Genomic DNA, 22,606 nt, shown 5'->3' on the forward strand with positions numbered 1-22,606 from the left:
GCGGGCGTCCCTAGGATGAGCCCATGTCACTCCCGCACGCCATCCTCACCGCCCTGCTGGAGAAGCCGTCGTCCGGGCTGGAGCTGACCCGCCGGTTCGACAGGTCGATCGGTTACTTCTGGTCCGCGACGCACCAGCAGATCTACCGCGAGCTGGGGAGGCTGGAGGCGGAGGGCCACATCCGCGCCCTGCCGGCCGAACAGCCGGCCCGCGGGCAGAGGAAGAGCTACGAGGTCCTGCCCGCGGGCCGCGCCGAGCTGGCCCGCTGGACCGCCACCGCCCAGGACCCCAAGCCGCAGCGGGACGTCCTGCTGCTGCGGCTGCGCGCCGCGGCGGTGGTCGGCACGGCGGGCCTGGAGGCCGACCTGCGCCGCCACCTTGACCTGCACCGGCGGCAGCTGGCCGAGTACGAGGAGATCGAACGGCGCGACTTCCCGCCGGACCGGGACACCCCGCAGGACCGGCTGCGCCATCTGGTCCTGCGGGCCGGGATCGACCTGGAGACCTTCTGGACCCAGTGGCTCGCCCACGCCCTGGAGGAGCTCACCGGTCTCCCGGACCGGGCCCCGGCCGAGGGGCCCGGCCCCGCAGGCGGGCCCCTGCCCATGGGGCCGGCACCGGCCGGCGGGGCGGTGACCGGCTGAGGATCCGGGACCGGCCGACGGGCTCCGGCCGGCGGAGCGGCCGAACCGGCAGCACCGGGGCCGGCCGAGGCGCCGGGAGCCGCCGGGCGGCTGCGTCCGGGCGGCTGCGTCCGGGTGGGGGCCGGCCGGCGAGCGGGCCCGCGGCCGGCGGCGCCTGCGGGCCGGGGTCCGCGGACGGCCGCCGCGGGGCCCGTCCCCGGGCCGCCGTGCTCAGAGGCGGTGCGGCTTCGAACGGCGGCGCAGGAACCAGCCCGTGGCGACGACACCGGAGGCCACCAGGGCCGCGCCCACGCCCAGGGTGAGCGGGCCGTGGTCGCGGGCGGCACCGCCCAGGCCGCCCATCACGCCCCGGGACGGCGCGGGGGTGGACGTCGCCGAGATCGTGGGGGCGCTGGGCAGGGAGACGATGACGGACTGGGTGCCCGCGGTCGTGCCGTTGGAGCAGACCACGACGACCGAGTACGTCCCCGGGCTCACCGCCGACCAGGCCGCGGACTGGCTGACGGTCGTGCCCGAGAGCGCCGTCTGGCGGCCCTGGGCGAAACTGGTCTGGCTGCTGCTGAGCAGTGCGGCGTTGCCCCAGCTGCCGTTGTTCCGGGTGCACGCGCTGGTGACCACGGACACCGTGGACCCGGTGGTGCTCACCGAGATGCCCGAGACCGCGGCGGACGGTCCGGCGAATGAGGCCGGGAGCGCGGCAGCGGCGGCCAGGATCGGGCCGGAGCGGAGGAGAAGTCGGAAGATGCGCATTGGCTGGCCTCCGGCGGCACGGTTGGCGGTACGTCCCATGCGCCGCCGGGGGTCGGGAAACGTCCGTGCTGCCTCAACGGCAGCCAACGCGGACCCGTACCGGTCCGCACGCGGACGGCACCCGGTCAGGTGACGTGTTCCCTCGGCGGGAGCAAGCCGGCACGCCTCCGGGGTGCGGTCCTCCCCCGGACGTGTCAGCCGTCCGCGCCCGTGGTCACCGTCCGCTCCGCCGAGTATCCGCCCAAGGTGCCGTCCGGCAGCCGCGCCCGCAGCCGCACCCGGTGCGCGGTGCCCGCCTCCTTCCCGGCGTAGAAGCTGTGGTGGGCGCGGCCGCGCGGCGGGGTGCCGCCCCAGACCAGGGAGGTGGCCGCGGCACCGTCCAGCCGGATCTGGTACTCGGTGATCACCCCGTCGACGCGCGGCGGATCCCAGGACAGGTCGATGTAGTACGCGCCGGCGTCCCGGTGGACCGTCGCGGTGAAGCCGGTCGGCGCGGTGTCCCGGCCGTCGTCGCGGCCCGGCGTGGTGAGCCGGACCGGCGCGCTGGCCGGCGAGAGGTTGTCGGCCGCGTCCCGCGCCCGCACGGTGAACACGTAGCGGGTGCCGGGCCGCAGCCCGGTCAGCACGGTCGCGGTCTGGTTCCCGCCGACACCGTGGATCTTCGCTCCGCCCTGGTAGACGTCGTACGACGCCACACCCCGGTCGTCGCGGGAGGCGCCCCAGGACAGCTGGACCGCCCGGCTGCCGGCCGTCCGCCCGGCCGGACGCGGCGGGCGGGTCGGCGCCGAGCGGTCCGCCGCCACCGCGGCGGGCGTCCGCGCCCGGACCGCACGGCTCGGCGGGCCGAGGCGGCCGTCCGTGCCCCGGGCCCGCACGGTGAAGGCGTACGTGGTGGACGGCCTGAGCCTGGTGACGTCCACCATGTGCTGCGAGCCCGGTACGTCAGTGACTTTCGTGGAGCCGCGATACACCACATAGGTGCGGACGCCGGGATCCCGCGTCAGCGCGTTCCACATCACGTGCACGCTGGTGGCGCTGCCGGCCGCGGCGGTGACACCCGTCGGGGCGCCCGGCGCCCGGCCGTCGTCCCCGGCCGCGCCGCTTCGGCCGCAGGACACGACCAGGACCAGACCCGCGCACACCAGCGCGGTCGTGAGGGGAACGCGTCGCACGGCCCTGCCTCCCCGGGGACGGCTGTACGGTGGCATCACAAAGGTCCGGACCAATATGCCCGGCGGAGGCGGCCGCATCAAGGGGGCCGCATGGGCGACGGTGCCGGGACGTTACGTATGCTGAGATCTCCCAGCGGCTGAACCACCCCGGAAGACCGGGGAGTTCAGGCCTGAGGCGCGGACACGCTGTCGTCGCCGGACCCCGCGCCGACACGGGTGACCGGGGGCCCGGACCGGCGACGGTCCGGGCCCCCGGCCCCTGCTGATTACTCATGGAGCGTCAGGAACCTGCTCCATCCGGCCCCCTGGGGGTGGCCAGGCGCACGGACCGGCCTCAGTCTGACCCGGGTGTCCGCCCGTCCCCGACGAGAGGGTCCCCACCGTGCGTGCCCAGTCGCTGACGCTGGCCGTGGCCGGCGCCGCCCTGCTCACCCCGGCCTCGCTGCCCGCCCCGGCCGACGCCGCTCCGCCGCGGGTGCCGTCCGCGGCCGGCGGCCGGAGCGGTGTCACCGCCGCGGACCTGCTGGACCGGGTGCGCTCCTGCACCCGCATCTCCCGGGGCCGGTACCGTCCCGACGACGGCGCCCCCGCGACCGTCCCCGTGTGCGGGACCCGCGAGGCGGTGTTCTGGAAGGCGGACCTGGACGTCGACTGCGACGGCCGGCCCACCGCCCGCTGCAACCGCCGCACCGACCCATGGTTCTCCGCGGCCACGGCCTTCCCGCAGTCCGACGGCCGTCCGCTGAACGCCGCGACCCTGCCCTACATCGTGGTCCCGCCCCCGAGCGACCGCTGGGACGCCCCGGCCCACGGCGTCCGGGGCGGTTCGGTGGCCGCCGTGGTCTACCGCAACCGGGTGCAGTACGCCGTCGTCGCGGACACCGGTCCGCGGGACCTCATCGGCGAGGCCTCCTACGCCACCGCCCGGGGCCTCGGCATCCCGGCCGATCCCCGCCGCGGCGGGGCACCCTCCGGCGTCACCTACATCGTCTTCAGGAAGGCCCGGATCACCGCCCTGGAGGACCACGACGCGGCGGTGACGACGGGGGAGCGGCTGGCCCGGCTGTTCGTGCGGGGCGCGCGCTGATCCGGTCCGTCCGGGCTGCCGCATGGCCCGCGGCAGCCCGGACGGACCGGATCCCTCAGACCTTCCGGTAGTCGTACGCCTCCGCGGCCGCCGCCTCCACCGCGGCCAGGTCCGCGCCCGTGGCCGCCGTGACGACCGCGGCCACCGCGCCCTCGACGAACGGCGCGTCCACCAGACGGGTGCCCTCCGGGAGTTCGTCGCCCTCGGCGAGCAGCGCCTTCACGGTGAGCACCGCGCTGCCGAGGTCGGTGAGCACGGCCACCCCGGCGCCCCGGTTGACGGAGGCGACCGCGGCGGCGATCAGCTCGGCGCTGGTGCCCAGTTCGCCGCCCTCGGTACCGCCCGCCGGGGCGACGGGCACCGCCGCGCCGCCCACCAGGCCCTTCGCCAGCTCGGCGACGGAGGCCGCGACCGCCGCGCTGTGCGACACCAGCACTATCCCGACCCGCTTGCCGTCACTCACCGGAGCCCTCCGCCGCTTCCGCCAGTCCAGCGATCAGCAGGGCCGACGACGTCGCACCCGGGTCCTGGTGCCCGATGCTGCGCTCGCCGAGGTAGCTGGCCCGGCCCTTGCGGGCCCGCAGCGGGGTGGTGGCCACCGCGCCCCCCTCGGCGGCCGAGCGGGCCGCGGCGAAGCCGTCACCGAGCGCGTCCACGGCCGGGACCAGGGCGTCGATCATGGTCTTGTCGCCGGGAGCCGCGCCACCGAGCGCCCGCACGCCCTCGACGCCCGCCCGCAGCGCCTGGGCCAGCTGCTCCTCGCTGACCTCGGCGGCCTCCCCGAGGGCCTTCCCGGTCCGGCGCAGCAGGGTGCCGTACAGCGGTCCCGAGGCACCGCCGACCGTGGATATCAGCCGGCGTCCGGCCAGCGTCAGCACGGCACCCGGGGTGTCCGGCGCCTCCTTGTCCAGGGTCGCCAGGACGGCGGCGAACCCGCGCTGCAGATTGCTGCCGTGGTCGGCGTCCCCGATGGCCGAGTCGAGGGCGGTGAGCCGTTCCGCCTCACGGTCGACGGACGCGGCGGCCGCCGTCATCCAGCGGCGGAAGAAATCGGCGTCGAGCACTGCATCTCCTTGGGTGGTAGGGCCGTTGGTCACTGCGGTCGGGCCGGTCACATCCCCCAGCGCAGCGCGGGCGTCCTCACCGGCGCCTCCCACAGCCGCAGCAGCTCCTCGTCGACCTGGCACAGGGTGACCGAGGCGCCGGCCATGTCGAGGGAGGTGACGTAGTTGCCGACGAGGGTGCGGGCCACGGTCACGCCGCGCTCGGCGAGCACCCGCTGCACCTCGGCGTTGAAGCCGTACAGTTCCAGCAGCGGGGTGGCGCCCATGCCGTTGACCAGGACCAGGACCGGGTTGCGCGGGGACATGTCCTCCAGGACGGCGTGCACCGCGAAGTCGGCGATCTCGCCCGAGGTCATCATCGCCCGCCGCTCCCGGCCCGGTTCGCCGTGGATGCCGATGCCCAGTTCCAGCTCCCCGGCGGGCAGGTCGAAGGTCGGGCTGCCCTTGGCCGGGGTGGTGACGGCGCTCAGCGCGACGCCGAAGCTGCGCGCGTTCTCGTTCACCCGGCGCGCGATCGACTCCACCCGCTCCAGCGGCTGCCCCTCGGCCGCGGCGGCGCCGGCGATCTTCTCCACGAACAGGGTCGCGCCGGTACCGCGGCGCCCGGCGGTGTAGAGGCTGTCCGTGACCGCCACGTCATCGTTGACCAGGACCTTGGCGACCTGGATGCCCTCGTCCTCGGCGAGTTCGGCCGCCATGTCGAAGTTGAGCACGTCGCCGGTGTAGTTCTTGACGACGAACAGGACGCCGGCGCCGCTGTCGACGGCGGCCGCGGCCCGCGCCATCTGGTCCGGCACCGGGGAGGTGAACACCTCCCCGGGACAGGCCGCCGACAGCATGCCCGGACCGACGAACCCGCCGTGCAGCGGTTCGTGCCCCGACCCACCGCCCGAGACGAGCGCCACCTGACCGGCCACGGGAGCGTCCCGGCGGACGATCACCCGGTTCTCCACGTCCACGGTCAGATCCGGATGCGCGGCCGCCATGCCCCGCAACGCGTCCGCCACGACGGTCTCCGGGACGTTGATCAGCATCTTCATGGGGTACCTCCCACTGATCTCGGCAGGCATGGCTGCAACCTGCGTTCTGGCCGGTCGGAACAGATAGAAGCGGTTGTCGACACCGGCGGTACATGATGGTCCGAAGTGGCCTCCGGCGCCACTGGCACCTTCCGTCCGCGCCTTCCTCCGATGGGCCGCCAGGTGGACGAGTGCGGGGACGCGGGGCGGCCGGTGCACTCCTACCGGCAGTATCGACCTTGTCGCCGTGAAGGTCACGCGCGGCGAACTACGGGGCGTACGCCTCCGGCGCAACCGGCGCCGTGCCTGGTCGTGCGGCGGGTGCCGCCGCTGCCTCACGGGCCCGGGGCCCGCGGGGTGCGCTGATGCGGGCCCCTGCCCGTCCGGTGCCGGAGCCCCGGGCCGCCCCGGCGGCGGCCGTACCCGTCCCTCCGGCCGAAGCCGCCGCGCGGCCGGCGTTCCGCACCGCCGGAGCGCCGCCCCGCGACCCCGTGCGGCCGGACGACGGGGTCCGCGGGCAGCGCGGCCGCCGCGGCGGCGGAGCACGCGGCGTGCTCGTGTGAGCCCTGTACGCGCCCCCGCCCCGGTGGGGGGACTGCCGGGCAGGCGGGCGGCCGAGGCGGTACCACCCACCGCCCCCTCCGGCTTCCCGGGGGCGGCGGACCGGCCGCCGTGCTGTCGCGTCCGGCCGGGTCCGTCCCCCAGGCACGGGAGTGCCCGGTCCGGGGGCGTGCCGAGCGGTGGGGCGGCCCTCGTGCGGACCGCGCGGCTGCGGGACGGCTCGGCCGAACCGGCCGTGTCACCGCGGGAGTTCCCGGAGGGCGGGGTCAGGGAGCGCGGGAGACCGGGCGGCGCCGTGGTCGCGCCGCGTGGACCGCCTGCCCGCGGGGCGCCGTCCACGACGGCCGCGACGTGCCCAGCGGCAGCACCGCCGGGGGCACCGCCGGGGGCACCGCGCGGAGGAGGCCCCGCACGGATCGCGGCGACGGCCCCCGGCGGCCCGCGGCCACGGCCCGGGGCGCCGTCCGCGCACGGACCACCGGTCGTGCGGCGGCCGGTGTGCGGACCGGGGGCGCGGCCGGTCGCCCGGAGCACTCACGGGACGGGCGAGGCCGACGGTGACGGCAGCGATCACCTCACCGCCCACCAGGTCCGCATCCCGTCCGGTGCCGGTCCGCCCGGCGGGCCGGGCGCGGCGGGTGATCCGGGACGGGGCCGCTGCTTCGTCCGGGCGGTCCCGGGGAACCCGGCGGTCCGGGCAGGGAGGAGCGCGAAGGCCGCCGGCCGCAGGAGGTGCCGTTTTCCGTGGACGACTGGGAGACCCCCGACGACGTACGGCTCTCGCCGCGTGAGCGGATCACGCTGCTGGAGATCGAGGCGCGCCTCAGGCGGGACCGCCTGTTCACGTACCGGATGCGCCGGGCGGCGCGGCAGGGCCCGGCGCGTCCGCCGGGCCCTGCCCACGTGCCGGGCCGCGCCGGGCGCCCGGGACGGCTGTGCCGACTGGACCCGGGGCGGCGCGACGGCTGGCTGTGGCTGGCCGTCCTGCTCCTGGCGGTGGCGTCCGCGTTCGTGGCCGTCATGGGCATCCGCAGCCCGGGCCCCGCGCTGCTGTGGTGCTTCGCCCTGCTGTGGCCGCTGACCCTGCTCCAGGCCTTCCGGCTGCTCTGCCGCGCGACCCGGGGTTCCCGGCACGGCGGCCGGATCACCCCCTGGTTCTGAACCGCCGCACCACCCGCGGACGCCCGCGGCGCACGCCACGCCCCGGGTCGGCGCCGTGTCCGCAACCGGCCCCCACGGCTTCCGCCACCCGCGCAGGACGGCGGAAACCGCGAGGGGGGGCGGCCGGACCGCGGCGGGCCACGCACGCCCCGGCAAGCCGGCCGCGTTCGACGCGCCGGCCCCGGACCGCGCTCTCAGCCCTCCTTGCCGCGCCCCGACAGCGCGTCGCGCAGGCGGTCGACCAGGCCGGCTCCCGGCGCCATCATCTTGTTGGCCGGGGGCTTGTCCGGGGCGGCCGGGTGCGGGCGGGTCGGGGCGGTCTTCTTCGCGCGGCGCACCTTCTCGCCCAGCTCGTCCAGCGCCTCGGGCGGACAGGCGGCCTGCAGCTGCGGGAAGAGGTTCTCCTCCTCGTCCGCCACGTGGGACCGGATCTCGCTCATCAACCGGGCCATGAGCGTGTCGAACTGCGGGTCGTCGGCGTCCAGGCCCTCCATGTCCTTCATGATCTGTTCGGCCCGGGCGTGGTCCTGCAACTCCTTGTCGGCCAGGGAGTCCCCGCCCGACAGGTGCTCGCGCACCGACGGGTAGAGGTAGGCCTCCTCGGCCACCGAGTGGCGCACCAGCTCGATCGTGGCCCGGTCGGCCAGGACCTTGCGTTCCGGAGAACCGGACGGCAGCGACTCGAAACGGCCGAAGATCTCCTCGACCTCGCGGTGGTCGGTCGTCAGTTCCTGAATGACGTTCCCGCCGTGACCCATCTCGTTACCTCCTGCGCGTGCGTGGTGGCGGTCAGTGGCCGCCCTCGCGCCGAGTGCCCCCCGCCCGGTGCCCCACACGGCCGCGCCACGCCGCTCACCGCATCGAGTGGCGGGCCGCCGCCGTCCGGCCCACCCCGGACGGCGCCCACCCCCACCAGTGGTCCAGGGTGTCCCGGGACAGCGCGTCCGCGTCCACCAGCGCGGGCCACCCCAGGGCCGTCGCCTGGGCGCTCGCCTTCGCACCGCCCGCCACCGGGTCGACGGCGATCACCGGGGTGCCGGTGCGCAGGGCGAGCACCAGGCCGTGCAGCCGGGTGGTGACGACCACGTCGAACCGGGAGACGAGCGCCAGGAACTGCTCGGCCGTGGCGCACAGTCGCCAGTCGCCGGTGGCCAGGCGGGTGTCGGCGGTCAGCCGCGCGCAGTCCTTGGCGGCGAGCCAGCCCGTGAGGCACCCGTTCACCCGCTCGTGCCGCCGGCGGGCCCCGTACTCGCCCTGCCCGTACGACGGCACCATCCCGGCCACGGGCGGCAGCGCGCCCACCGGGCCCCCGCCGCGAGGTCGTGCCGGGCGGGCGCCGAGGTGCCGTCCCGGGGCAGGATCCCGTGGAAACCCGTCACCGCCGCGTCCGCCGGATCGACGACGGTGACACCGGCGGCCAGTCGTCTGCAGGACCCGAACCTTGCATGCAGCCTGGCCACTTGGGGCCCGTGCACCGGACCGCAGACGAAGAGCAGGGTGTCGTACGCCCGCGGGTCCGCCTCCTCCAGGGACAGCGCGCCCGGTCGGAAGCCGGGACTCCACGCCGTGTCGTGCGGGACGCCCACCCGGGCCAGTACCGCCGACGCGTGCCGCTGGGCGAGCACGTCGCCGGCCGTCGCCTCGCCGTCGAAGAAGCTGAACCAGCCGGTCGGCAGCAGCCGCCGGGGCAGGCGGCCGGGCGCCCGCAGGGCGCGCAGCAGGGCGGTCGCGAGGTCGTCGTCCATGGTCGTCTCCACCGTGGTCCGCGTTCCCGGAGTCGCGCGAGTACCCGGCCTTGCGGACAATAAGAACCGAAGCTGGATTCAACGTGTGAAAACAACTCGTACGGGAACCCAGTGCCAGTGCCGTCCAGCCAGTGGCGGCCGACCAGGGCGGCCCCCGGTCACCGGGGGCCCGGGCCCTGTCCTCCTCATCCCCAGCGGGCCGGCGCCGTCGGCCCGGTCGACGGCGCACGCCGGACGCCCCTGTGAGCTGCGGGCGCGGCGGCGGACGTGGACGACGCGGACGACGTGGACGAAGGAAAAGCCCATGACCGAGGACATTCCTCCCCTTCCCTGGCGGCGGGCCGTCGTGACCGGCGGCGCCGGCTTCCTGGGCTCCCACCTGTGCGAACGGCTGCTGGATTCGGGCATCGAAGTCGACTGCGCGGACAACCTGGTGTGCGGGCGGCGCGCGAACGTCGCCCACCTCGAAGGCCGGCCCGGCTTCCGGTACGTGCACTGCGACGTCTGCGCGCCCGGCTGCCCCGAGCGGCTGCCGGGACCGTACGACCTCGTTCTGCACTTCGCCTGTCCCGCGTCCCCCGCCGACTACCTGAGGCTGCCCCTGGAGACACTGGACGTGGGCAGCCTCGGCACCCGCAACGCACTGGCCGTCGCCCGGCGCGACGGCGCCCGGTTCCTGCTCGCCTCCACCTCCGAGGTGTACGGCGACCCCCTCGTGCACCCCCAGCACGAGGGCTACTGGGGCAACGTCAATCCCGTCGGGCCGCGCAGCGTCTACGACGAGTCGAAGCGGTTCTCCGAAGCCCTCGTCACCGCGCACGGCGCGACCCACGGCACCGACGCCGGCATCGTCCGGCTGTTCAACAGCTACGGGCCGCGCATGCGGGCCCACGACGGCCGGGCCGTGCCCACCTTCATCAGCCAGGCCCTCGCCGGGGAACCGGTCACCGTGACCGGCGACGGCAGCCAGACCCGCTCGCTGTGCTACGTGGACGACACCGTCGACGGGGTGCTGCGCGTGGCGGCCAGCAAGTCCGTACGGCCCGTCAACATCGGCGGCGGCGACGAGATCACCATGGCCGAACTGGCCCGCCGCGTGGTCGAGCTGACCGGCTCCCGTTCGCCGATCGCGTTCATCGACCGCCCCGCGGACGACCCCTGCAGGCGCCGCCCCGACACCACCCTGGCGCGCGAACTGCTCGGCTGGTCACCGCAGGTGCCCTGGGAGGAGGGGCTGAAGCAGACCATCGCCCACTTCGCCGCCCCGCCCCCCGGGGACGGGGAGCCGGCCCCGCAGTCCTGACCCCCGCCCGTCCGCCGCCCTGGAGACAGCGCATGCACGTCCTCGGTATCAACGCACTCTTCCACGACCCCGCCGCGGCCCTCCTCACGGACGGCAGGGTCGTGGCGGCGGCGGAGGAGGAACGCTTCTCGCGCCGCAAGCACGGCAAGCGGCCCCTCCCCTTCTCCGCCTGGGAACTGCCCGAGCAGTCGGCCCGCTGGTGCCTGGAGCGGGCCGGTCTGACCCCGTCCGACCTGGACGCCGTCGCCTACTCCTACGACCCCTCGCTCGCCCGCCCCGCCGGGCAACTGGGCCTCGACGACCCCTGGGACCACCTGCGGCAGGAGTACGCCCGCCGGGCGCCCGGCTTCCTCGCCGAGGCGCTGCCCGGCCTGGACCCGGCCAAGGTCCGCTTCGTGCCGCACCACGTCGCCCACGCGGCCTCGGCCGGACCGGTCTCGCCGTACCCCGACTGCGCCGTCCTCGTCCTGGACGGCCGCGGCGAGTGCGGTTCCCACCTCGCCGGCCACTACACCGACCGGGAGCTGACCGTCCTCGCCGCCCAGGAACTTCCCGACTCCCTCGGCCTGTTCTACGAGGACCTCACCCAGCACCTCGGATTCCTGCGCAGCAGCGACGAGTTCAAGGTGATGGCCCTCGCCTCCCACGGCACCCCCCGCTTCGCCGGGCGGCTGCGCCAGTACGTCCGGGCCGACGACCGGGGCGGCTTCCGGGCCCGCCCGGTGCCCTGGGCCGAGCTGGTGCCGCCGCGGCCGGCCGGCGCGGCCTGGCACCAGGACCACGCCGACCTCGCGGCCAGCGCCCAGCTCTGCCTGGAGGAGGCCTTGCTGGCCCTCGCCCGCTGGCTGCACGAGCGCACCGGTGAGGAGGCCCTCACCCTGGCCGGCGGCGTCGCCCTCAACTGCGTCGCCAACACCCGCCTGTACCGGGAGAGCGGCTTCCGGCACGTCTGGGTCCAGCCCGCCGCCGGCGACGCCGGCACGGCGCTGGGCGCCGCCGCGCACGTCGCCGGTCAGAAGGACACCGTCGAGCCGATGCCCACCGCCGCCCTGGGCCGCGGCTGGAGCGACGCCGAACTGCGCGCCTGGCTGGAGCGGGCGGCCGTGCCGTACGAGGAGCCCGCCGACATCGCCGAGACGGCCGCCGAGACCCTGGCCGCCGACGGGATCGTGGCCTGGTTCCAGGGGCGCAGCGAGTACGGGCCGCGCGCCCTCGGCCACCGCTCGCTGCTCGCCCACCCCGGGCGCGCGCAGAACGTGGAACGGCTCAACGCCGTCAAGGGGCGCGAGGAGTTCCGGCCGGTGGCGCCCATGGTGCTCGCCGAACGCGCGGCCGAGGTGTTCGACGGCCCGTTGCCCAGCCCCTACATGCTGTTCGTGCACGACGTGGCCCCCGGCTGGCGGGCCCGCATCCCCGCCGTCGTGCACGTCGACGGCACCGCCCGCGTCCAGACGGTGGACCGGGCGCGGGAACCCCTCGTGGCCCGCGTGATCGAGGGCTTCGAACGCCGGACCGGGCTGCCGGTGGTCGTCAACACCAGCCTGAACACCGCCGGTAGGCCCATGGTGGACGACCCGCGCGACGCCCTGGAGTGCTTCGGCTCGGCCCCCGTCGACCTGCTCGTCCTCGGCCCGTTCGCCGTCCGGCGGGGGAAGGCGTTCGCATGAGCCCCGCGCCCGCCTACACCGTCGTCGTCCCGACCATCGGCCGTCCCTGCCTCGTCGAGTGCCTGCGCGCGCTCGCCCGGGCCGAGGACCACCCGCCGCACGAGGTGGTCGTGGTGGACGACCGGCCCGCGACCGCCTCCGACGACGCCCTGCCCCTGACGGCCGCCGGGCAACTGCTCGACCGGGTACGCACCCTGCACACGGGCGGCAGGGGGCCGGCCGCGGCCCGCAACGCGGGATGGCGGACCGTCGAGACGCCCTGGACCGTCTTCCTGGACGACGACGTCCAGGTGCTCCCCGACTGGTCCCGGCGGCTCGCCGAGGACCTGCGGGAGGCCGGCGGGGACGTCGGCGGCATCCAGGGCCGGCTGCGCGTCCCCCTGCCCCCGGACCGCCGGCCCACGGACTGGGAGCGCAGCACCAAGGGGCTGGAGAACGCCGCCTGGGCCACCGCCGACATGGCCTACCGGACCGAGGCGCTCACCCGGGTGGGCGGCTTCGACGAACGCTTCCCGAGGGCCTTCCGGGAGGACGCCGACCTCGCCCTGCGCGTCGAGCGGGCGGGCTGGGTCCTGCGCCGCGGCACCCGCGTCACCCGGCACCCGGTCCGTCCGGCCCACTGGTGGGCCTCGCTGCCCGCGCAGCGCGGCAACGCCGACGACGTCCTGATGGGCCGGCTGCACGGACGCGACTGGTGGAGCCGCGCCCGGGCCCCCCGCGGCCGGCTCCCGCGGCACCTGGCGGTGACCGGCGCCGCCCTCGCGGCGGCCGCCTGCGCGCTCGCCGGCCGCCGGCGCACGGCCACGGCCTGCGCCGCCCTGTGGACGCTGGGCACGGCCGAGTTCGCCCTCGCCCGCATCCTGCCCGGCCCCCGCACCGCCCGCGAGATCGCCGGGATGCTCGGCACCAGCGTGCTCATCCCTCCCCTCGCCGTACGGCACTGGCTGTGCGCCGTCGTCCGCCACCGGAACGCCGCGCCCCTGGGGGAGTCCCGGTGAGCACCGGCCGTCCGCCCCTGCGCGCGGTGCTGTTCGACCGGGACGGCACCCTCGTGGAGGACGTGCCGTACAACGGCGATCCGGACCGGGTGCGCCTGCTGCCCGGCGCCGCGGAGGCCGTCGCGCTGGCCCGCTCGGCCGGCCTGGCCACCGCGGTGGTCAGCAACCAGTCGGGCATCGGCCGCGGCCTGCTCACCACCGCCCAGGTGCGGGCCGTCAACGCACGGGCGGACGAACTGCTCGGCGGCCTCGGCACCTGGGTCTTCTGCCCGCACGCCCCGGACGCCGGCTGTGCCTGCCGCAAGCCCCGGCCCGGCCTCGTCCTCACGGCCGCCGCCCGGCTGGGCGTGGCCCCCGAGCGGTGCCTGGTGATCGGTGACATCGCCGCCGACGTCCTCGCCGCCCGCGCGGCGGGCGCCCGCGGCCTGCTGGTTCCGAACGGGGCCACCGCGCCCGCCGAGGCCGAACGGTTCGCGGCCGTCAGCGCCCCCGACGTCCTCACGGCGGTGCGCACGGCGCTCACGACGCCGGCGGCCCACCCGGAAACCCGCACCGCGCCCGGCCCGGGGGACACCCCGGCGAGCGAGCACACGGCCTGCCGCCCGGACGGCGGCCGGCCGCGCGCCCCCGCGCCCCCGGACGCCGGCGGGAGCCGGCCGGGTGCGCGGCCGCCCTCCGGACCGGAGGGGGGCGGGCCGGGCGCACGGGCTCGCCCCCGTGCCCGTGGCAGCGGACCGGGTGCGCGGCCGGCCCTCGGCCCGCAGCAGGACCGGCCGGGCGTGCAGGTGCCCCGCGACCCGCGCGGGAACCGGCCGGCCGCGCACGCGCTCCTCGGCCCCGGCGGGAGCCGGCCGGGGGCGGACCCGCGGCCCGGGGGCGACGGGAGGCGGTCCGGATGAGAGCCCTGGTCGTCCGTCTCGACAGCTTCGGCGACGTGCTGCTCGCCGGGCCCGCCGTCCGCGCCGTCGCCGCGCACAGCTCGCACGTGACCGTGCTGTGCGGCCGGCGCGGTGCGGAGGCCGCGCGGCTGCTGCCCGGGGTCGACGACGTGCTGGTGTGGGACGCCCCCTGGGAGGGCTTCGCCCCGCCCCCGGTGAGCGCCGCCGACATCGACGGCCTGCTCGGGCGGCTGCGCGCCGGCGCCTTCGGCACCGCCCTGATCCTCACCTCGTTCCACCAGAGCCCCCTGCCGGCCGCCCTGCTGCTGCGCCTCGCGGGCGTCGGCCGCATCGGCGCCGACAGCGTCGACCACCCCGGCCGGCTGCTCGACGTGCGCCACCGCCGGCTGGAGGGCCGCCACGAGGCCCGGGCGGCCCTGGACACGGCCGCCGCCCTGGGATTCCCGCTCCCCGCCGGGGACGACGGCCGACTGCGCGTCCTGCCGCCGCCGGACACCGCCGGCCTCACCGGCCACGGCCCCTACGTCGTCCTGCACCCGGGCGCCAGCGCCCCCGCCCGCGCCTGGAGCCCCCACCGGTGCGAGGAGGCGGTCACCCTGCTCGCCGACGCCGGGCACCGCGTCGTCGTCACCGGCGGGCCGGACGAGACGGACCTGACCCGCAGGGTCGGCGCCGGCATCGCCGTCGACCTCGGCGGCCGGACCACCCCGCGCACCCTCGCCGGGGTGCTGCGCATGGCCGATGTCGTGGTCAGCGCCAACACCGGCCCGGCCCACCTGGCCGCCGCCGTCGGCACCCCCGTCGTCTCGTTGTTCTCCCCCGTGGTCCCGGCCGGCCGCTGGGCCCCCTTCGGCGTCCCCACCATCCTCCTCGGCGACCAGTCGGCGCCGTGCGCGGACACCAGGGCCCTGACCTGCCCGGTGCCCGGCCACCCCTGTCTGGACGAAGTCACCGGACAGGACGTCGTGCGCGCGGTGCACAAGCTCATGCAGGAGCGGCACTCATGAACATCCTCGTGTGGCACGTCCACGGATCCTGGCTCACCGCCTTCGTCCACGGTCCGCACACCTACCTCGTACCCGTCACCGACGACCGGGGACCCGACGGGCTCGGACGGGCGGTGACCTGGGACTGGCCCGAGACGGTGGTGGAGAGGACCCCCGGCGAACTGCGGGACTGCGACATCGACCTGATGGTCCTCCAGCGCCCGCACGAACCGGCCCTCGCCCTGCGCTGGACCGGCCGCCGGCCCGGCGTCGACGTGCCCGCCGTGTACGTCGAGCACAACAGTCCCGACGCCTCCCCGGAACACCAGCCGCACCCGCTGGCCGGACAGGACCGGATCCCGGTCGTCCACGTCACCCACTTCAACCGGCTGATGTGGGACAACGGCAGGGCCCCGACCGAGGTCGTCGAGCACGGCGTCGTCGACCCCGGCCCGCTGTGGACCGGCACCGGACGGCGGGCCGCGGTCGTCGTCAACGAGCCCGTGCGCAGGGGCCGCACCACCGGAACGGACCTGCTGCCCCGCTTCGCCCGGTGCGCACCCCTCGACGTCTTCGGGATGCGCACCGCGGGACTCGCCGGCCACCTGGGCCTGCCGCCCGGGCGGTGCCGCACCCGGGACCTGCCGCAGCACGAACTGCACCGGGCGATGGCCCGCTGCCGCCTGTACCTGCACCCGGTGCGCTGGACCTCGCTCGGTCTGTCCCTGCTGGAGGCCATGTTCCTGGGCATGCCGGTGGTCGCCCTGGACACCACCGAGGTCCGGGAGGCGGTCCCCGAGGGCGCCGGAGTGGTCTCCAACCGCCTCGACGTCCTGGAGGACGCGGTAAGGCGGTTCCTCGCCGAACCGGAGCACGCCCGCCGCACGGGGGAGCGGGCCCGGGCCGCGGTACAGGCCCGCTACGGAGAGCGGCGCTTCCTCGACGACTGGGAGCGCCTGATCAAGGAGGTCACCCGATGAGCCGCACTCCGCCCACGGCCGGCCGCGTCGCCATGGTCTCCGAGCACGCCAGCCCGCTGGCCGCGCTCGGCGGACCGGACGCGGGCGGCCAGAACGTGTACGTGGCCCACGTCGCCCGGCAGCTCGCCAGGAAGGGGTACCGGGTCACCGTGTACACCAGACGGGACTCGACGGGTCTGCCGGACCGGGTGACCCTCATCGACGGCGTCCAGGTGGTGCACGTGCCCGCCGGGCCGCCCGCCCCCGTCCCCAAGGACGAACTGCTGCCCCACATGGCCGAGTTCGGGTCCTTCCTGGCCCGCCAGTGGGCCCTGGAGCCGCCCGACGTGGTGCACGCCCACTTCTGGATGTCCGGCCTCGCCGCCCTCGTCGGCAGCCGCGGCCTCGGCCTCCCGGTCGTGCAGACCTACCACGCCCTGGGCACCGTCAAGAAGCGCTACCAGGGCGCCGACGACACCAGCCCCGCCGAGCGCCTCGTGGTCGAGGAGGCGATCGGGCACGAGTGCGCCGCGATCGTCGCCACCTGTTCCGACGAGGTGAGCGAACTGAAGGCCATGGGCCTGTCGGAGGACCGCATCACGGTCGTCCCCTGCGGGGTGGACCCCGACCACTTCGCCCCGGTCGGCCGGCCCCGCACCGCGGCCGGCCGCAGACGGCTGCTGGCCGTCGGCCGGCTCGTGCCCCGCAAGGGCTTCGACCGCGCGATCCGCGCCCTGGCCGGCGTACCGGATGCCGAACTCCTCGTCGCGGGCGGCCCGGAGGCCGACCTGCTCGGCGCCGAACCGGAGGCCGAGCGCCTCTGCGGCATCGCCGGCGAGTACGGCGTCGCCGACCGGGTGACCCTGCTCGGCGGGGTCGGCCGGGCCCGGATGCCCCGCCTGATGTCCAGCGCCGACCTCGTGCTGTCGCTGCCGCGCTACGAACCCTTCGGCATCGTGCCGCTGGAGGCCATGGCCTGCGCCACCCCCGTCGTCGCCACCGCGGTCGGTGGCCAGCTCGACACGGTCGTGGACGGCGCCACCGGCGTCCTGGTCCCGGCCGACGACGAGCACGACCTCGGCGCCGTCATCCGCGACCTGCTCGCCGACCCGGACCGGCTCGCCCGCTACGGGGCCGCCGGCCGCGAACGGGTGCTGGCCCACTACACGTGGGACCGGGTGGCCGACGGCGTGGCCGGAGCGTACGGCGCCGTGTCCTCGATCCCCTCGCTCTCGGGAGTCGTCCGATGAAGACCGTCACCGACAGCGGCACCGCCGCGCACGACACCGCGCACTGCGACGACCTGATGAAGGCCCTGGAGCCGTTCCGCGACTGCGGCCCCCTCGTCGAGCGCTGGGGCACCGAACTCGCCCGCCGACTGGGCTCCGGCGCCCGGCTGCTCGTCGCGGGCAACGGCGGCAGCGCGGCGCAGGCGCAGCACCTCACCGCCGAACTCGTGGGCCGCTACCGCGAGGACCGGGCGCCGTTCTCCGCGCTCGCCCTGCACGCGGACACCTCCTCCACCACCGCGATCGCCAACGACTACGGCGTCCGGGAGGTGTTCGCCCGCCAGACCGCCGCGCACGGCCGCCCCGGCGACGTCCTGATGCTGCTGTCCACCAGCGGCGCCAGCGCCAACCTGCTGGCCGCGGCCGAACGCGCCCACCGCCTCGGCATGACGGTGTGGGCGCTGACCGGCCGGCCCCCCAACCCCCTGCACCGCGCCGCCGACGAGGCGCTGTGCGTGGACGCCCCGGCGGCCGCCACCGTACAGGAACTGCACCTGGTCGCCGTCCACATGCTCTGCGAGGCCTTCGACGCTGCGGTGGAGCGCGGTGGGGCGTACGGAACCGGCCCCGCCCCCGGTCCGGACCGGGACGGCGGGCCTGGTGCGAGCGGAGCCCCTCTGAACGGAACCCGCGTGAACAGAACCCATGTGGACGGAACCCATGGGACCGAGACCCATGCGGACGAAACCCATGGGGGCGACGCACCCAGTGGGGATGCCCGGACCCCCGAACCGTCCACCGGCCGTCCCGGCTCTCCGGCCCCGCGTCCGTCCGCGGCCCCGGCCGGCCACCGGCGGGGACGGCAGGCTCGGCGGGAACAACAGGGTCGGCAGGGACAGCAGGGACAGGAAGGCCGCAAAGCACGGGAGGGAGGCGCATGAACAACGCCCGCACCCCTCTGCCCCCTCTGCTGGTCGTCGGGGACGCCCTGCTCGACCACGACCTGTGCGGCCGGGCCGAACGGCTCGCCCCCGACGCGCCCGTGCCCGTCGTGCACGGCACCCGGCGCAGCTCGCGGCCCGGTGGCGCGGCCCTCGCCGCCTGCCTGGCCGCCGCCGACGGCCGCCCGGTCACCCTCGTCACCGCCCTCGGCACCGACGGGGCCAGCGACACCCTGCGGGACCTGCTGGCCGACCGGGTGGACCTGGTCGAGGTGCCGCTGGACGGCGCGCTGAGCAGCAAGACCCGCGTCCTCGCCGGGGACCGGCCGCTGCTGCGCCTCGACGACGGCGAGGGACGTGCCCGCGGGGCGACGCGGGCCGCCGCCACCGCGGTCGCCGCGGCGGCGGCCGTCCTGGTCGCCGACTACGGCCGGGGCACCGCCGACGTCCTGCGGGAGGCCCTCGCCGAGGCCGCCGCGCGGGCACCCGTGGTGTGGGACCCGCACGTGCGGGGCAGGCCGCCGGTCCCCGGTGTCCGGCTGGCCACCCCCTCCGCCCAGGAGGCCCGCGCCTTCGCCCAGCAGCTCGGCCGGGACGGCGAACCCGGCGAGGAGGCCGGGCTGCGCTCGGCGGCCCGGGACGCCCGTGTCCTGATCGGCGCCTGGCAGGCGCAGGCCGTCGCGGTGACCCTCGGCGAGCGCGGCGCGCTGCTCTCGCACGGCGAGACCCCGCTGCTGGTGCCGACCCCGGCCACCGCTGCAGGCGATCCCTGCGGCGCCGGCGACCGGTTCGCCGCCACCGCCGCCGGCCTCCTCGCCGACGGCGCTCTGACCGAGGCCGCCGTCCAGGGCGCCGTCCACGCCGCCACCCGCTACGTGGCCGGGGGCGGCGCCCGCGCGGTCGCCGCCCCCGACGTGCGGGGAGCGCTCCCCGACCCGCCGGCCGACGGCACCGGGGACCCCACGGCCGACGCCCGGCGCACCGCCGCCCGGGTGCGGGCCGCGGGCGGCACCGTCGTCGCCGCCGGCGGCTGCTTCGACCTGCTGCACGCCGGTCACGTCGCCCTGCTGGAGGCCGCCCGCCGGGCCGGCGACTGTCTGATCGTCTGCGTCAACTCCGACGACTCGGTCCGCAGGCGCAAGGGCGGCGGCCGCCCCCTGGTCCCGGCCGCCGACCGGGTCCTGGTGCTGCGTGCCCTGGAGTGCGTCGACGCGGTCGCCGTCTTCGCCGAGGACACCCCCGAACGCGTCCTCGGCGAACTGCGCCCGCACATCTGGGCCAAGGGCGGCGACTACGCCCGCACCCGGCTGCCCGAACAGCCCCTGGTGGAGAGCTGGGGCGGACAGGTGCTGCTGCTGCCCTACCTGGACGGCCGCTCCACCACCGGCCTCGCCCGCCGCGCGGCCGAGGCGCCCGCACCCACGGGAGGAACCACCCGGTGACCCCCGCCCCGCACCCCCCGCGGGTCCTGGTGCTGCGCGCACTGGGTCTCGGTGACCTGCTGGCCGGCGTGCCCGCGCTGCGCGCCATCCGCCGCGCCTTCGCCGGCCACCGGGTCGTCCTCGCCCTGCCGCCCGGCCTCACCGAGGCCGCCCTGTCCACCGGCGCCGTCGACACCGTGCTGCCGGCCGAGGCGCCCGGACGGGCGGTGCCGTCCCTCGGCCACTGGAGTGGACCGCCCCCCGACGTGGCGATCGACCTGCACGGCAACGGCCCCGAGAGCCGCGACGCCCTGGCGGCCCTGCGCCCGTGCCGCCTGCTCGCCCACGCCCTCCCGGACTCCCCGCCCTGGCGGCCCGAGGACCACGAACGGGACCGCTGGTGCGCCTTCCTGCGCGCCCACGGCATCCCGGCCGACCCGCGCGACCTGCGCCTGCCCCGCCCCGCTGCGCCGTCCCCGGCGCCCGGCGCGGTGGTGGTGCACCCCGGCGCCGCGTCCGGGTCGCGCCGCTGGCCGGGCGAGCGGTTCGCCGCCGTCGTCCGGTGCCTGCGCGCCGCCGGACATCACGTGGTCCTCACCGGGGGACCCGGCGAGGACGCCCTGGTGCGGTCGGTCGCCGAGCGCGGCGGACAGCCCGCGTCCGGCGTCCTGGCCGGCGGCCTGCCCTTCGCCGACCTGTCGGCCCTGGTGGCCGGGGCGTCCCTGGTGCTCAGCGGCGACACCGGACTCGCCCACCTCGCGGTGGCGCACGGCACCCGTTCGGTCACCCTGTTCGGACCGGTCTCCCCGCGGCTGTGGGGCCCGCCGCCCGGCCCCGGCCACCTGGCCCTGTGGAAACCCGGCCCGCCCGGCGACCCGCACGGCCGCACCCCCGACGCCCGGCTGCTGCGCATCCGCACCGCGGAGGTCGCCGCCGCCTGCCTGACCCAGCTCCGGCGCGTGCGCCCCGGGCCGGGGCGCACACCCGCGGAGGCGGCCCGTGCCCACTGAACAGGTCCCCGGCACCACCCGCCCGGCCACCGGCGGACCCGATCCCCGGATCACGGTCGCCGTCATCACCCGTGACCGGTGCGCGAGCCTGCTGCGCACCCTCGACACCCTGGCCGCGCTGCCCGAGAAGCCGTCCGTGATCGTCGTCGACAACTCCCGCGACGACACCACGCGCGCGGCCCTGAACGGCCACCCGGCGGTCAGCCGCCTGCTGCGGCCCGGCGGGAACACCGGTGCCCTGGGCCGCAACCTCGCCGTCCGGCACGCCCGCACCCCCTACGTCGCCTTCAGCGACGACGACTCCTGGTGGACCCCCGGCTCGCTGCGGCGCGCCGCCGACCTCCTGGACCGCCACCCACGGCTCGGCCTGCTCGCCGCCCGCACCCTCGTCGGCGAGGAAGCCGCCGAGGATCCCCTGAACGCGGTCCTCGCGGCGTCCCCCCTGCCCCGCGACCCGGACCTGCCCGGCCGCCCGGTCCTGGGCTTCCTCGGCTGTGCCTGCGTGGTGCGCCGGGAGGCCTTCCTCCGCGTCGGCGGTTACCACCCGCTGCTCTTCTTCGGCGGGGAGGAGACCCTGCTCGCCTACGACCTCGCGGCCGACGGCTGGGGCGTCGCCTACGAACCGTCCCTGAGCGCCCGCCACCACCCGGGCACGGGTGACCGCACCGGCCGCTCCTCGCTCGTCCGGCGCAACCACGTGCTGACCGCCTGGCTGCGCCGTCCCTGGCCCGTCGCCCTGCGGGCCGGCACCGGCCTCGCGCTGGCCGCCGCCGCGGACCGGCCCGGCGCCCGCCGCGCCCTGCGGGAGACCCTCCGGCGGCTGCCGGCCGCCGTCGTCCGGCGCCGCACCCTGCCCCCGCACGTCGAACACGCGGCCCGCCTGCTCGACCACCCCGCAGCCGGGCGCCCGGAGGGAGAGGGCCGATGAGTCGCCCACCGCACCGGCAGGGCCAGGACGACCGTACGACGGTCGTCCTGATCACCCACGGCCGCCGCGCCGAACTCCTGCGCACCCTCGCCCTGCTGCGGCGGCTGCCCGAGCGCCCCCGCGTGATCGTCACCGACAACGCCTCGGCCGACGGGAGCGCCCGGGCGGTCGCCCGGGACTTCCCCGAGATGACCCTGCTGCGCCCCGGCCGCAATCTCGGGGCGATCGGCCGCAACCTGGCCGTCCAGCAGGTCCGCACCCCCTACGTCGCCTTCTGCGACGACGACAGCTGGTGGGCGCCGGGCAGCCTGCGCCGGGCCGCCGACCTGCTCGCCGCCCGGCCGCGGCTCGCTGCCGTCACCGCACGGATCGTCGTCGAACCGGGCGGCGCCGAGGACCCCGTCGTGCGCGAACTGCGCGAGTCGCCCCTGCCGGGCCCCGACTGGCTGCCTGGACCCGCCCTCGGCTCCTTCCTCGCCGCCGCCACCGTGCTGCGCACCGACGCCTTCCGCGCCGCCGGCGGTTTCCACCCCGGTCTGTGGCTCGGCGGCGAGGAGGAACTGCTCGCGTGCGACCTGCTCCGGCAGGGCTGGTGGCTCGCCTACGCCGAGGAGCTCACCGTCCACCACCAGGCCTCCCGGCTGCGCGACAGCACCGCGCGCCGTGTCCTCGGCATCCGCAACACGCTGTGGTTCACCTGGCTGCGCCGACCCCTGCTGCCGGCGCTGCACCGCACCGGCCACCTGCTGCGCACCGTGCCCCGCGACGCCGCCTCCGTGCGCGCGTTCGCCCACGCCACGGCCGGACTGCCCTGGGTGCTGCGCCACCGCGACCCGGTGCCGCCGGACCTGGAGCACCGGCTGGCCGCGCTGGAGCGGGCCCGCCGGACCTCACCCGCACGGCGGTACGTCGGATGAGCCGGCACGCCCGGCTCCGGCCGGCGCACGCCGGCTCGATCCGGCGCCCCGCCCCGCACGTCACCGGCACTGCCGGGGTCCGCGTGCCGGCGGGAACGGGTGCCGCGCCCGCGCGCGGCCCGGTTGAGAGTCGGGTCCCGGCCGT

The 22,606-nt window shown here is 77.0% G+C and carries 21 protein-coding genes and 2 pseudogenes; 15 read left to right on the forward strand and 8 right to left on the reverse strand.

Going from position 1 to position 22,606, the window contains the following annotated elements:
* The first annotated feature begins 23 nt into the window (after positions 1-23).
* Positions 24-644: a PadR family transcriptional regulator gene (locus QQY24_RS28140; RefSeq protein ID WP_301975519.1), complete on the forward strand. Its 621-nt coding sequence runs from the start codon at positions 24-26 to the stop codon at positions 642-644.
* A gap of 210 nt (positions 645-854) precedes the next feature.
* Here the strand turns inward: QQY24_RS28140 and QQY24_RS28145 are convergent, their stop codons facing one another.
* Positions 855-1,394, reverse strand: a complete 540-nt coding sequence (locus tag QQY24_RS28145) for a hypothetical protein (protein WP_301975520.1) — start codon at positions 1,392-1,394, stop codon at positions 855-857.
* A gap of 194 nt (positions 1,395-1,588) precedes the next feature.
* On the reverse strand, positions 1,589-2,566 hold the full coding sequence (locus QQY24_RS28150; RefSeq protein WP_301975521.1) for a fibronectin type III domain-containing protein: 978 nt from the start codon (positions 2,564-2,566) through the stop codon (positions 1,589-1,591).
* Between the two features lie 382 nt (positions 2,567-2,948).
* Here QQY24_RS28150 and QQY24_RS28155 point away from each other — a divergent pair, with 382 nt between their 5' ends.
* The gene (locus tag QQY24_RS28155) at positions 2,949-3,653 is read left to right on the forward strand and encodes a glycoside hydrolase family 75 protein (RefSeq protein ID WP_301975522.1); all 705 of its coding nucleotides are present in this window, start codon (positions 2,949-2,951) and stop codon (positions 3,651-3,653) included.
* Between the two features lie 55 nt (positions 3,654-3,708).
* On the opposite strand, the gene dhaM is transcribed toward QQY24_RS28155, so the two are convergent.
* Genes dhaM through dhaK form a run of 3 tightly spaced genes read right to left on the reverse strand, consistent with a single transcriptional unit; the run spans position 3,709 to position 5,757 of the window.
* Positions 3,709-4,116, reverse strand: a complete 408-nt coding sequence (gene dhaM / locus QQY24_RS28160; protein ID WP_301975523.1) for a dihydroxyacetone kinase phosphoryl donor subunit DhaM — start codon at positions 4,114-4,116, stop codon at positions 3,709-3,711.
* Positions 4,109-4,717, reverse strand: a complete 609-nt coding sequence (gene dhaL, locus QQY24_RS28165; protein ID WP_301975524.1) for a dihydroxyacetone kinase subunit DhaL — start codon at positions 4,715-4,717, stop codon at positions 4,109-4,111. The genes dhaM and dhaL overlap by 8 nt, the downstream gene beginning before the upstream one ends.
* A 47-nt stretch (positions 4,718-4,764) precedes the next feature.
* Positions 4,765-5,757 carry a dihydroxyacetone kinase subunit DhaK gene (gene dhaK / locus QQY24_RS28170; RefSeq protein ID WP_301975525.1) on the reverse strand — a complete coding sequence of 331 codons (993 nt, stop codon included), beginning with the start codon at positions 5,755-5,757 and terminating at the stop codon, positions 4,765-4,767.
* A gap of 1,284 nt (positions 5,758-7,041) precedes the next feature.
* On the opposite strand from dhaK, the gene QQY24_RS28175 reads away from it, so the two are divergent.
* Positions 7,042-7,458 (forward strand): DUF3040 domain-containing protein, encoded by a 417-nt coding sequence (locus QQY24_RS28175; protein ID WP_301975526.1) that lies wholly within the window; start codon positions 7,042-7,044, stop codon positions 7,456-7,458.
* Positions 7,459-7,652: 194 nt separating this feature from the next.
* On the opposite strand, the gene QQY24_RS28180 is transcribed toward QQY24_RS28175, so the two are convergent.
* The 3 genes from QQY24_RS28180 to QQY24_RS28190 all read right to left on the reverse strand — a co-directional run bounded on the left by QQY24_RS28180 (position 7,653) and on the right by QQY24_RS28190 (position 9,203).
* Positions 7,653-8,216 (reverse strand): hemerythrin domain-containing protein, encoded by a 564-nt coding sequence (locus QQY24_RS28180; RefSeq protein ID WP_301975527.1) that lies wholly within the window; start codon positions 8,214-8,216, stop codon positions 7,653-7,655.
* Positions 8,217-8,310: 94 nt separating this feature from the next.
* Positions 8,311-8,679 (reverse strand): polysaccharide pyruvyl transferase family protein, encoded by a 369-nt coding sequence (locus QQY24_RS28185; RefSeq protein WP_301975528.1) that lies wholly within the window; start codon positions 8,677-8,679, stop codon positions 8,311-8,313.
* Complete coding sequence (locus QQY24_RS28190) at positions 8,676-9,203, reverse strand: hypothetical protein (RefSeq protein WP_301975529.1); 528 nt, start codon at positions 9,201-9,203, stop codon at positions 8,676-8,678. Before QQY24_RS28190 ends, QQY24_RS28185 begins: the two co-directional genes overlap by 4 nt.
* Before the next feature lie 304 nt (positions 9,204-9,507).
* On the opposite strand from QQY24_RS28190, the gene QQY24_RS28195 reads away from it, so the two are divergent.
* The 12 genes and pseudogenes from QQY24_RS28195 to QQY24_RS28250 all read left to right on the forward strand — a co-directional run bounded on the left by QQY24_RS28195 (position 9,508) and on the right by QQY24_RS28250 (position 22,461).
* Positions 9,508-10,506, forward strand: a complete 999-nt coding sequence (locus QQY24_RS28195; protein WP_301975530.1) for an NAD-dependent epimerase/dehydratase family protein — start codon at positions 9,508-9,510, stop codon at positions 10,504-10,506.
* A 32-nt stretch (positions 10,507-10,538) separates the two neighbouring features.
* On the forward strand, positions 10,539-12,173 hold the full coding sequence (locus tag QQY24_RS28200) for a carbamoyltransferase C-terminal domain-containing protein (protein ID WP_301975532.1): 1,635 nt from the start codon (positions 10,539-10,541) through the stop codon (positions 12,171-12,173).
* Positions 12,170-13,171 (forward strand): glycosyltransferase family 2 protein, encoded by a 1,002-nt coding sequence (locus QQY24_RS28205; protein WP_301975533.1) that lies wholly within the window; start codon positions 12,170-12,172, stop codon positions 13,169-13,171. Before QQY24_RS28200 ends, QQY24_RS28205 begins: the two co-directional genes overlap by 4 nt.
* A pseudogene (locus tag QQY24_RS28210) lies at positions 13,168-13,695 on the forward strand (D-glycero-alpha-D-manno-heptose-1,7-bisphosphate 7-phosphatase); the annotation flags it as partial. The gene QQY24_RS28205 and the pseudogene QQY24_RS28210, both read left to right, overlap by 4 nt.
* 371 nt (positions 13,696-14,066) lie before the next feature.
* Positions 14,067-15,077 carry a glycosyltransferase family 9 protein gene (locus QQY24_RS28215; RefSeq protein WP_301975534.1) on the forward strand — a complete coding sequence of 337 codons (1,011 nt, stop codon included), beginning with the start codon at positions 14,067-14,069 and terminating at the stop codon, positions 15,075-15,077.
* A complete protein-coding gene (locus QQY24_RS28220; RefSeq protein ID WP_301975535.1) occupies positions 15,074-16,036 on the forward strand; it encodes a glycosyltransferase in 963 nt (320 codons plus the stop codon). The genes QQY24_RS28215 and QQY24_RS28220 overlap by 4 nt, the downstream gene beginning before the upstream one ends.
* On the forward strand, positions 16,033-17,265 hold the full coding sequence (locus QQY24_RS28225) for a glycosyltransferase (protein WP_301975536.1): 1,233 nt from the start codon (positions 16,033-16,035) through the stop codon (positions 17,263-17,265). The genes QQY24_RS28220 and QQY24_RS28225 overlap by 4 nt, the downstream gene beginning before the upstream one ends.
* Before the next feature lie 56 nt (positions 17,266-17,321).
* Positions 17,322-17,849, forward strand: a pseudogene (locus QQY24_RS28230) (SIS domain-containing protein); the annotation flags it as partial.
* 332 nt (positions 17,850-18,181) lie between these two features.
* The gene (locus QQY24_RS28235; RefSeq protein WP_301975537.1) at positions 18,182-19,627 is read left to right on the forward strand and encodes a PfkB family carbohydrate kinase; all 1,446 of its coding nucleotides are present in this window, start codon (positions 18,182-18,184) and stop codon (positions 19,625-19,627) included.
* Positions 19,624-20,616 carry a glycosyltransferase family 9 protein gene (locus tag QQY24_RS28240; protein WP_301975538.1) on the forward strand — a complete coding sequence of 331 codons (993 nt, stop codon included), beginning with the start codon at positions 19,624-19,626 and terminating at the stop codon, positions 20,614-20,616. Before QQY24_RS28235 ends, QQY24_RS28240 begins: the two co-directional genes overlap by 4 nt.
* The gene (locus QQY24_RS28245; RefSeq protein ID WP_301975539.1) at positions 20,606-21,544 is read left to right on the forward strand and encodes a glycosyltransferase family 2 protein; all 939 of its coding nucleotides are present in this window, start codon (positions 20,606-20,608) and stop codon (positions 21,542-21,544) included. The genes QQY24_RS28240 and QQY24_RS28245 overlap by 11 nt, the downstream gene beginning before the upstream one ends.
* The gene (locus QQY24_RS28250; protein ID WP_301975540.1) at positions 21,541-22,461 is read left to right on the forward strand and encodes a glycosyltransferase family 2 protein; all 921 of its coding nucleotides are present in this window, start codon (positions 21,541-21,543) and stop codon (positions 22,459-22,461) included. The genes QQY24_RS28245 and QQY24_RS28250 overlap by 4 nt, the downstream gene beginning before the upstream one ends.
* The last annotated feature ends 145 nt before the right edge of the window (positions 22,462-22,606 follow it).

Origin of the sequence: Streptomyces sp. TG1A-8, assembly GCF_030499535.1 — a bacterium.
Taxonomy (GTDB): domain Bacteria; phylum Actinomycetota; class Actinomycetes; order Streptomycetales; family Streptomycetaceae; genus Streptomyces.

Excerpts from the sequence above, each read along its gene's own strand:
- QQY24_RS28140 (WP_301975519.1), top strand. The coding sequence starts at position 24 with ATGTCACTCCCGCACGCCATCCTCACCGCCCTGCTGGAGAAGCCGTCG.
- QQY24_RS28145 (WP_301975520.1), bottom strand. The coding sequence starts at position 1,394 with ATGCGCATCTTCCGACTTCTCCTCCGCTCCGGCCCGATCCTGGCCGCC.
- dhaK (WP_301975525.1), bottom strand. The coding sequence starts at position 5,757 with ATGAAGATGCTGATCAACGTCCCGGAGACCGTCGTGGCGGACGCGTTG.
- QQY24_RS28180 (WP_301975527.1), bottom strand. The coding sequence starts at position 8,216 with ATGGGTCACGGCGGGAACGTCATTCAGGAACTGACGACCGACCACCGC.
- QQY24_RS28190 (WP_301975529.1), bottom strand. The coding sequence starts at position 9,203 with ATGGACGACGACCTCGCGACCGCCCTGCTGCGCGCCCTGCGGGCGCCC.
- QQY24_RS28195 (WP_301975530.1), top strand. The coding sequence starts at position 9,508 with ATGACCGAGGACATTCCTCCCCTTCCCTGGCGGCGGGCCGTCGTGACC.
- QQY24_RS28200 (WP_301975532.1), top strand. The coding sequence starts at position 10,539 with ATGCACGTCCTCGGTATCAACGCACTCTTCCACGACCCCGCCGCGGCC.
- QQY24_RS28205 (WP_301975533.1), top strand. The coding sequence starts at position 12,170 with ATGAGCCCCGCGCCCGCCTACACCGTCGTCGTCCCGACCATCGGCCGT.
- QQY24_RS28215 (WP_301975534.1), top strand. The coding sequence starts at position 14,067 with ATGAGAGCCCTGGTCGTCCGTCTCGACAGCTTCGGCGACGTGCTGCTC.
- QQY24_RS28220 (WP_301975535.1), top strand. The coding sequence starts at position 15,074 with ATGAACATCCTCGTGTGGCACGTCCACGGATCCTGGCTCACCGCCTTC.
- QQY24_RS28225 (WP_301975536.1), top strand. The coding sequence starts at position 16,033 with ATGAGCCGCACTCCGCCCACGGCCGGCCGCGTCGCCATGGTCTCCGAG.
- QQY24_RS28235 (WP_301975537.1), top strand. The coding sequence starts at position 18,182 with ATGAACAACGCCCGCACCCCTCTGCCCCCTCTGCTGGTCGTCGGGGAC.
- QQY24_RS28250 (WP_301975540.1), top strand. The coding sequence starts at position 21,541 with ATGAGTCGCCCACCGCACCGGCAGGGCCAGGACGACCGTACGACGGTC.